The sequence below is a fragment of the Arthrobacter sp. JCM 19049 genome, from assembly GCF_001310435.1.
Genome location: NZ_BAXF01000512.1, coordinates 1 through 1,497 on the forward strand (window position 1 = coordinate 1; position 1,497 = coordinate 1,497).

General features: G+C 68.7%; 2 protein-coding genes and 3 pseudogenes. All 5 read left to right on the top strand.

What is annotated here, in order from left to right; all coding sequences use genetic code 11:
• Window positions 1–201 (top strand): annotated as a pseudogene (locus JCM19049_RS13930) (bifunctional hydroxymethylpyrimidine kinase/phosphomethylpyrimidine kinase); the annotation flags it as partial.
• 34 nt (window positions 202–235) lie between these two features.
• On the top strand, window positions 236–385 hold the full coding sequence (locus JCM19049_RS23615; RefSeq protein ID WP_279403250.1) for a hypothetical protein: 150 nt from the start codon (window positions 236–238) through the stop codon (window positions 383–385).
• Window positions 373–495, top strand: coding sequence for a hypothetical protein (locus tag JCM19049_RS23620; RefSeq protein ID WP_279403251.1), 123 nt, complete (start codon window positions 373–375; stop codon window positions 493–495). Before JCM19049_RS23615 ends, JCM19049_RS23620 begins: the two co-directional genes overlap by 13 nt.
• A 61-nt stretch (window positions 496–556) precedes the next feature.
• Window positions 557–1,327 (top strand): annotated as a pseudogene (locus JCM19049_RS23625) (solute carrier family 23 protein).
• Window positions 1,300–1,497: pseudogene (locus JCM19049_RS23630) on the top strand (nitrate reductase); the annotation flags it as partial. The pseudogenes JCM19049_RS23625 and JCM19049_RS23630, both read left to right, overlap by 28 nt.

Here is a 1,497-nt window from a genome sequence, read left to right on the forward strand (position 1 = left end):
CACGGGCAACACCCCTACCGGCAGTGGCTGGCCACCTACTCCTCCCCCGAGTTCGATGCGGCCACCGCGGCGGCGATCGGGATGGTGCGTGCCGCCTACCGGCGGGCCGATGAACGCACCCGGCAGGCGATGTGGCGGGCCTTTGAGACCTCCAGCCGCCACGAGCTGGCGTTTTTCGCGCAATCGGGGGCCGAAGCGTAAGATACTTCCCGGCCCATAATCAGGAGGAACACGCATGAAATGGTCGATCCACGGCGACGGGAAGTCCATCACCCCCGGTGAGGTGGTCGCCCCGGATGAGCGGCTGCACTGGCCGCAGACCATTTCCATCGGCACCCAGCACATCCTGCGATGTTCGGCTCCTCCATCCTGGTGCCCACGCTGACCGGCTTCCCGGTCACCACCACCTTGCTGTTCACCGGGGTGGCCACCATCCTGTTCCTGCTGATCACCGCGAACAAGGTGCCCAGCTACCTGGTTCCTCCTTCGCGCTGATCGCCCCGGTGATGGCCACCATGTCCAGCCATGACATGTCCGCAGCCTGGGCGGGATCGTGATGACCGGCGCGCTGCTGTTCGTGGTCGGGCTGGTGGTGCAGAAGACCGGCACCGGCTGGATCCACGCGCTGATGCCGCCGGTGGTGATGGGCACCATCGTGGCGCTGATCGGCCTGAATCTGGCCGGGGCGACCCTGGAGCCGATGAAGCAGGTTCCGCTGACCACCTTCGCCACGGTGCTGGCCGTGGTGCTGGCCACCGTCGTGTTCAAGGGGCTGCTGGGCAGGCTCTCGATCCTGGTGGGCCTGGTGCTCGGCTACCTGGTGGCCCTGGCCCAGGGGCAGGTGGACTTCGCCCCGGTGGCCGACGCCCCTGGTTCGGGCTGCCCGAATTCAACACCCCCAGCTTCCACCTGGACACCGCGCTGATGTTCCTGCCGGCCGTGTTCGTGCTGATCGCCGAGAACATCGGCCACGTGCGCACCGTGGCTGATGACCGGGCGGGACCTGTCCCGCTTCAACGGCCGGGCGCTGATGGCCGACGGTGCCGCCTCGGTGTTGGCCGGGCTGGGCGGCGGCTCGGCGACCACCACCTATGCGGAGAACATCGGGGTGATGGCCGCCTCCCGCGTCTACTCCACCGCCGCCTACTGGGTGGCGGCGATCGCCGCCATGGCGCTGGCGTTCCTGCCCAAGTTCGGGGCGCTGATCGGCACCATCCGGCCGGGGTCATCGGCGGGGCCGGGGATCGTGCTCTACGGCATGATCGGCATCATCGGGGCCGGCTGTGGATCGAGCACCGGGTGGACTTCGGCAACCCGATCAACCTGATGACCGCCGGGGTGGGCCTGATCATCGCCATCGCGGTCACCTCCGAGATCAGCTTCGGCCAGTTCCAGCTGGGCGGGATCGCGCTGGGGACCATCGCCACCCTGGTGGTCTACCACCTGATGTCCCTGGTGGCGCGCTGGCGCGGCAGCGATCCGGCCCACGCCCCGGCC